The sequence below is a fragment of the Bifidobacterium sp. POST2/T3 (B1) genome, assembly GCF_058197115.1.
In genome coordinates this window covers 1-7829 of record NZ_JBVPQK010000112.1, presented here as the reverse complement: position 1 = coordinate 7829, position 7829 = coordinate 1, and the positions used below count along the sequence as shown (strand labels likewise).

Sequence of the window (7829 nt, the reverse complement as noted above, 5' to 3'; positions counted from 1 at the left end):
GGGGATCTGGTCGAGGGGACGGTCGTTAAGATCGACCATGACGAGGTTCTGCTGGACATCGGCTACAAGACCGAGGGCGTGATTCCCTCCCGCGAGCTTTCCATCAAGAAGGATGTCGATCCCGACGATGTGGTCCAGGTCGGTGACACCATTGAGGCTCTGGTCGTCACCAAGGAGGACAAGGAAGGCCGTCTGATCCTGTCCAAGAAGCGCGCCCAGTACGAGCGTGCCTGGGGCGACATCGAGAAGATCAAGGATGCTGACGGCGTCGTCGAGGGCACCGTCATCGAGGCCGTCAAGGGCGGACTCATCGTCGACATCGGCCTGCGTGGCTTCCTGCCCGCATCCCTGGTCGAGATGCGCCGCGTTCGCGACCTGTCTCCCTACATCGGCCAGAAGATCAAGGCCAAGATCCTGGAGCTGGACAAGAACCGCAACAATGTGGTCCTCTCCCGCCGCCAGTACCTGGAGGAGACCCAGTCCGAGGTGCGCGAGACCTTCATGGCCCAGCTCAAGAAGGGCCAGATCCGCGAGGGCACGGTCAGCTCCATCGTCAACTTCGGCGCCTTTGTCGACTTGGGCGGCGTGGACGGCCTGATCCACGTTTCCGAGCTCTCCTGGAAGCACATTGATCATCCCAGCGAGGTCGTCAAGGTGGGCGACAAGGTCACCGTCGAGGTGCTGGATGTCGATATGGACCGTGAGCGTATCTCGCTGTCCCTCAAGGCCACCCAGGAAGACCCCTGGCAGCGCTTCGCCCGGACCCATGTGCCCGGACAGATCGTCAAGGGCAAAGTCACCAAGATTGTGCAGTTCGGCGTCTTCGTTTCCGTCGAGGACGGCATCGAGGGCCTGGTTCACATCTCCGAGCTGGCCAACCGCCACGTGGAGAACCCAGAGACCGTGGTCAAGCAGGGTGAGGAGATCTTCGTCAAGGTTATTGACGTCGATCTGGATCGCCGCCGCATCTCACTGTCCCTCAAGCAGGCCGACGACTCTGTCGACCCGACTTCCGAGGACTTCGACCCGGCCATCTACGGCATGCCTGCAGAATATGACGAGGACGGCAACTACAAGTACCCCGAGGGCTTCGATCCCGAGAGCAACGAGTGGATCGCCGGCTACGAGAAGCAGCGGGAGGAGTGGGAGTCCCAGTATGCGGCCGCCCACGACCTCTGGGAGCAGCACAAGGCTTTCGTGGCCAAGGAGTTGGAGAACGCCGAGGCTTCGGCCGCCGAGGACAGCCGGTCCTCCCAGGCGCCCGCCGCCGGTTCCCACTCTCACCGTCAGAGCTCCGAGGAGACCACCAACTACAGCTCGGAGTCCAGCTCCGAGGGCACTTTGGCCTCCGACGATCAGCTGGCCGCCCTGCGCGAGCAGCTGCTCAAGGAAAAGAAGTGAGCATTAAGTAGTGAATGGAGGGGTCCGGCCTCGGTCGGGTCCCTCCATTTGTATGTGTTGCCATCAGCATTGCCTGGGAGGTCTGGATGATACGTGTGGGATTGACCGGGGGGATTGCGGCCGGCAAGAGCACGGTGGCGGCTCGGCTGGCTCGGAACGGGGCCAGGGTCATCGACTACGACAGGCTCTCCCACGAGGTCATTGCTCCGGGCGGACCTGGGGTAGGGCCGGTCCTCGAGCGGTTCGGAGCAGACTGCGGGGATGGCCATGGGGGAGTGGACAGGTCAGCCTTGGCTGCGCGGGTCTTCGGAGGAGCGACGGCCGACCGGGACCGCAAGGATTTGGACGACCTCATCCATCCGCTGGTCTATGACCTGGCCGCCAAAGCCGAGCGGCCCTGGCTGGAGGGTTCCGAGGTGGTGGTCCACGACGTGCCCCTGCTGACCGAGGTGCGCTCAGCCATACCTTTTCACTTTGACAAGGTTCTGCTGGTAGAAGCCCCCAGTCAGGTCAGGATTGCGCGCATGGTGAATCAGCGGCATATGTCTCAGAGTCAGGCTGTTGAGCGCATCGGCTCACAGACCAACAGCAGTGCGCGACGCGCTCAGGCCGACCTGCTGGTGGACGGGTCACAGCCTATCGAACAAATGTTCGAGTCTGTTGATAGGATATATGAAGAGCTGAAATCCTTGGCCCTGGGTTCCTCGCACAGTAACTGACGGGCCTTGGCGAATGACGCATCCTGGAAGGGAGTTTCATGGGGTTCAACATAGAGCGGACCGATAAGCCCTTCGTGGTCAAGTCTCCCTACAAGCCCTCCGGCGACCAGCCAGAGGCTATCGAGGAGCTGGCTACACGGATTGAGAATGGCGAGAACGATGTGGTGCTCATGGGCGCCACCGGCACTGGCAAGACCGCGACCACGGCCTGGCTGATTGAGCGCCTGCAGCGGCCCACTCTGATTCTGGAGCCCAACAAGACCCTGGCCGCCCAGCTATGCGCCGAGTTCCGCGAGCTCATGCCCGACAATGCGGTCTCCTACTTCGTCTCCTACTACGACTACTACCAGCCCGAGGCCTACATTCCCCAGACGGACACCTACATCGAGAAGGACTCCAACATCAACGACGATGTGGAGCGGCTCCGGCACGCCGCCACTGCCAACTTGCTGACTAGGCGCGACTGCGTGGTGGTGGCCACCGTCTCCTGCATCTACGGCTTGGGCACGCCCGAGGAGTACGCCGGCCGCATGCTCTTTCTGCACGAGGGGGACCGGATCAACCGGGACGACCTGCTGCGCAAGTTCGTGGATATGCAGTACAAGCGCAACGACATCGCCTTCACCCGAGGCACCTTCCGAGTGCGCGGCGACACGGTTGAGATCATCCCCGTCTATGAGGAGCTGGCCGTCCGCATCGAATTCTTTGGCGATGAGATCGACCGCATCTCCACCCTGCACCCGCTGACCGGGGACGAGATCGCCCATGAGACCTCAGTGCACATCTTCCCCGCTTCCCACTATGTGGCCGGTCCCGAACGGATGGAGCGCGCCCTGAAGACCATCAAGGAGGAGTTGGACTGGCGTGTGGGCCAACTGCGCAAGCAGGGCAAGGAGCTGGAGGCCCAGAGGCTGACCATGCGCACCACCTACGACCTGGAGATGCTCACCCAGATTGGCACTTGCTCCGGAGTGGAGAACTACTCCCGTCACTTCGACGGGCGCGAACCTGGGACGCCGCCTCACACCTTGCTGGACTTCTTCCCTGACGACTTCCTGCTGGTCATCGACGAGTCCCATGTGACCGTCCCCCAGATCGGAGCCATGTACGAGGGGGATGCCAGCCGCAAGCGGACTCTGGTGGAGCATGGCTTCCGCTTGCCTTCGGCCATGGACAACCGTCCGCTGAAGTGGCCTGAGTTTCTGGACAAGGTGGGCCAGACGGTCTACCTGTCGGCAACGCCAGGCGACTATGAGATGGGCCTGTCCGACGGGGTGGTAGAGCAGGTCATACGGCCCACAGGCCTGCTGGATCCCGAGGTGGAGGTTAGGCCTGTCAAGGGCCAGGTGGATGATCTCCTGGACGAAATCAAGACAAGGGTGGATCGCCACGAGCGGGTTCTGGTAACCACGCTGACCAAGAAGATGGCCGAGGACCTGACCGATTACCTACTTGAGCGCGACATCAAAGTGGAATACTTGCACTCTGACGTGGACACCCTCAGGCGGGTGGAGCTCCTGCGGGAGCTGCGCGAGGGTAAGATCGACGTCATCGTGGGCATCAACCTCCTACGTGAGGGACTGGACCTGCCTGAGGTCTCCTTGGTGGCCATTCTGGATGCGGACAAGGAGGGCTTCCTGCGCTCATACCGCTCACTGATCCAAACCATCGGCCGTGCGGCCAGGAACGTGTCCGGCAAGGTCATCATGTACGCCGACGAGGTCACCGACTCCATGGACAAGGCCATCAGCGAGACCAATCGTCGTCGGGCCAAGCAGATCGCCTACAACAAGGAACATGGCGTGGATCCCAAGCCATTGATCAAGAAGATCAGCGATGTCAACGACATGCTGGCCAAGGAGGACGTGGATACCCAGACCCTGCTGGCAGGAGGCTACCGCAACGCCAACAAGGCTGGCAATTCCCACCTGGGCGTTCCCATCTACGACAAGGAGGAGGCCGACAAGCGGCACCAGGAGATTCTCCAGGCTGGTCTGCCGGCGCAGGATCTTGCCGACCTGATTCGTCAGCTGAGCGACCAGATGCACACGGCTGCGCAACAGCTGCAGTTCGAGCTTGCAGCCCGTCTGCGCGACGAAATCAAGGATCTGAAGAAGGAGCTGAGGCAGATGACCGAGGCCAAAAAATAAGTTTAGCCTTAGCCCTTAGCCTTGGCCCATGGCTTTTGGTCCGACCAGGCCATGCTTCAAGCTTGTGACAATGAATGAGGAATCATAGGCCCGATCCTGCGGAACACCGCTTGCGAGGATGTTCTGATGGGCGGGCCGGGAAGATGAGCACGTCATATCTTGCCACTAGAGTCAGGTGATATGTCCGAGACACCTCTGCCGTTCATGGTTGTGAGCCTGGTTGTGCTGGCCCTCTTCTTCGTGGTCGATCTTCTGGTGATCGGACGGCGACCACACGTGCCTTCCACCGGCGAGTGCGTGCGGCACATTGCCTTCTTCGTGGTCATGGCCTTGATTTTTGGTGCGCTGATCTGGAAGGTGGCTGGGTCCAAGCCGGCCATCGAGTTCTACTCGGGCTGGCTGACCGAGTACTCGCTCAGCATCGACAACCTCTTCGTCTTCGTCATCATCATGAGCAATTTTGCCGTGCCCTTGCGTCTTCAGCGCTATGTGCTCAGCATCGGCATCACTATCGCCCTACTGCTGCGCGGCGTCTTCATCCTGGCCGGAACGGCACTAATTACCCGCTTCACTTGGGTATTCTTCATCTTCGGCTTCTTTCTGCTCTATACCGCCTGGAACATGGTCTCCAGCCGCGGCAAGCAGGAGGAGTACCACGAGAACGGGCTGATCAGGATCCTGCGCCGGGTCATCCCCATCACCAGCCACTATGACGGTGAGCATCTGCGGACCACCTTTGAGGGCAAGCGCTGCTTCACGCCCATGCTGGTGGTTTTCCTGGCCATTGGCACTACAGATGTCATGTTCGCCTTCGACTCCATTCCGGCCATCTTCGGACTGACCAAGGATCCCTTCATCGTTTTCACCTCCAATGTCTTCGCCCTGCTGGGCCTTCAGCAGCTTTACTTCCTGCTTGGATCCCTGCTCGACAAGCTGGAGTATCTGCCCCTTGGGCTGGCTGTGGTTCTGGCCTTCATCGGAGTCAAGCTGATCATGGAGGCTCTGCACGGCAACACCGTGCCTTTCATCAACGGCGGGCGGTCCTTGACTGCCGTGCCGGAGATACCGACCTGGGTGTCCCTGCTGGTCATCGTCCTGGCCATCGGTATATCCGCACTGGCCTCAGTGCTCAAGAGTCGCCATCAGTCCTTTGAATCAGCTGCACAGGGCGTAAGGTAATTAACAATCCCCTGAGCCACTAGGGTTGTTAGCGCTAACGGGAAATACTGGTTCCCATCATGCTAAGTCTGTACAATAGAACGGTAAGTAAGAAAAAGAACAGGCAGGTAGCATATGCGCAAAGCCAAGATCGTAGATACCATCGGGCCGGCTTCGGAGTCGCTGGAGAACATCACCAAGCTGGTCAGGGCCGGCATGGATGTGGCCAGGCTCAACCGGTCCCACGGCACTCCCGAAGATCACCTCAAGGTTTATAACAACGTGCGTCAGGCCAGCAAGGAGACTGGACGCAACGTGGCGGCCCTGGTCGATTTGCAGGGTCCTAAGATTCGTTGCGGCTGGTTCAAGAAGAACGAGCAGGGCGAAGACAAGGTCTTCCTCAAGGAGGGCCAGGAGTTCACCATCACCACCGATGATGTCGAGGGTGACGAACACATGACCTCCACCACCTTCAAGGGTCTGCCCGGTGACTGCCATCCCGGCGATCCCATTCTGATTGATGACGGCAAGGTCCGTTTGGAGGTCACCAAGGTCGAGGGCAATCAGGTTCACACCAAGGTGGTCGTGGCTGGTCCGGTCTCCTCCCACAAGGGCATCAACCTGCCCGGCGTGGCCGTGAGCCTACCGGCATTGACCCCCAAGGACGAGGAGGACTTGCGCTGGGGCATCCGCACCGGCGCCGACATCATTGCCATGTCCTTCGTCCGCTTCGCCACCGACATCGACCGCGCCCATGAGATCATGGACGAGGAGGGTCGCCGCATCCCCATCGTGGCCAAGATCGAAAAGCCCCAGGCGGTTGAGAACCTGGAGGAGATCGTCAAAGCCTTCGACGGCATCATGGTAGCCCGCGGCGACATGGCTGTGGAGATGCCCTTCGAGCAGGTTCCCCTGGTGACCAAGCGCTGCATCGAGTTGGCCCGTCAGTACGCCAAGCCAGTCATCGTCGCTACCGAGGTTCTGGGATCCATGGTTCATTCGCCCATTCCCAGCCGCGCTGAGGCCTCCGACTGCGCCAATGCCGTCCTTGACGGTGCCGACGCCACCATGACCTCCAACGAGACCGCCGTGGGCGACTACCCCGACACCACGGTCTCTACAATGGCCCGGATCTCCGAATACGCCACCACCCACGGGTTTGATCGTATCCCGGATATGCACAACCTGGACATGTCCAACTCGGGTGCTGTCTCTTCCGCTGCCGTGGACCTGGCTGACAAGATCAACGCCAAGGCCATCGTGGCCTTCACTCAGACCGGCAACACCGTGCACCGCGTCTCCCGCGAGCGTCCGGCCGCCCCCATCTATGCGCTGACCACCGATGAGCACACTTATCATTGGCTGGCACTGAGCTGGGGCACCGAGGCCTTTATGTGCGAGCAGGACTACCACGACTTCAACCGTGCAGGCCTCATGGCCTTCGTGGACTCCACTTTGAAGAAGCAGGGCAAGGTTTCCGACGGCGACTGCCTGGTGGTGCTCAGTAGCGCCCAGGGCGAGTATGAGCCGGGAAACACCGACTGCATCTACGTCCACACAGTTGGCGCCAACGACTGATCTCCGGACTGTTGCCTGACTGCCGTCTGAGTCAGCCAGGCAGCTGGACCGTTATGGTCATTCGATGCTGACACAGCAAAGAACCGGTGGTCTTTCCCCGCCTAACAAGGTAGGGGGAGAGGTCACCGGTTCGCTATGTGATTGCTCCTGTGCTAGTCGGCTCGCTGCTAAGGCGTATAGGTAGCAGGCAATTGTCGCAGGAACAGCCTCAGTGCAGGTCGGACAGTCCGATTTTGGCTCGCAAGATGGCGATGGTGGTTTTAGCATCCAATATGGTCCCTGCGATCACCATGTCATAGGCCTCGTCCACGGTGAAGAGCCGTACATTCTGGTGGGGAGTCTCTGGTGCCAGGCTGGAGGGTTGCACCGCTGTCAAGCCCTCGGCATAGAAGAGCGTGGTGTGTTGCGTGGAGAAGCTTGGAGTGTTGATGAACCTCGCGAACTGGTTGAAGGAGGCAGCCTTGTATCCGGCCTCTTCGCGCAGTCGTCTGGTAGCCACATCGATGGGGGCCTCCTTGTCGTTGAGCGGATGGCCGGCCGGCAGCTCAAGGGTCCAACGATGGGTGGGCAGACGGTACTGCTCGACCAGGGGTATCCTTCCATCGTCGGTGATGGCTAGGACGGCGATGGTGTCTCCATGCTTCTCGCTGACGATGCTGCGATCGAAGGTCTGATTGTCACTGGATTCAAAGGTGACCCTGTCGACGCTGAAGTAATGGCTGTCCATAATTTGCTTGCGGGCCTTTTCCTGGACGGGGGAGGTGCGCCAAGGATCGAACCGTCGATAGATCTGAGTGGTCATCATGCTCTCCTTCGACTGCTG

The 7829-nt window shown here is 60.2% G+C and carries 6 protein-coding genes; 5 read left to right on the top strand and 1 reads right to left on the bottom strand.

Going from position 1 to position 7829, the window contains the following annotated elements:
• The 5 genes from rpsA to pyk all read left to right on the top strand — a co-directional run.
• A partial coding sequence (gene rpsA, locus AC0AP0_RS06620; protein WP_490429808.1) for a 30S ribosomal protein S1 occupies positions 1–1401 on the top strand: 1401 nt, incomplete at its 5' end.
• A gap of 86 nt (positions 1402–1487) precedes the next feature.
• Complete coding sequence (coaE, locus tag AC0AP0_RS06615) at positions 1488–2120, top strand: dephospho-CoA kinase (protein WP_110425638.1); 633 nt, start codon at positions 1488–1490, stop codon at positions 2118–2120.
• Positions 2121–2158: 38 nt separating this feature from the next.
• Positions 2159–4270: an excinuclease ABC subunit UvrB gene (gene uvrB / locus AC0AP0_RS06610; RefSeq protein ID WP_490429805.1), complete on the top strand. Its 2112-nt coding sequence runs from the start codon at positions 2159–2161 to the stop codon at positions 4268–4270.
• A 180-nt stretch (positions 4271–4450) separates the two neighbouring features.
• Positions 4451–5449, top strand: coding sequence for a TerC family protein (locus tag AC0AP0_RS06605; RefSeq protein WP_490429804.1), 999 nt, complete (start codon positions 4451–4453; stop codon positions 5447–5449).
• Between the two features lie 114 nt (positions 5450–5563).
• The gene (gene pyk, locus AC0AP0_RS06600; RefSeq protein ID WP_046323011.1) at positions 5564–7006 is read left to right on the top strand and encodes a pyruvate kinase; all 1443 of its coding nucleotides are present in this window, start codon (positions 5564–5566) and stop codon (positions 7004–7006) included.
• 208 nt (positions 7007–7214) lie between these two features.
• Here pyk and AC0AP0_RS06595 read toward each other — a convergent pair whose 3' ends face one another.
• Entirely contained in the window at positions 7215–7808 is a 594-nt protein-coding gene (locus AC0AP0_RS06595; RefSeq protein WP_046323781.1) for an NUDIX domain-containing protein, read from the bottom strand.
• Between the last annotated feature and the right edge of the window lie 21 nt (positions 7809–7829).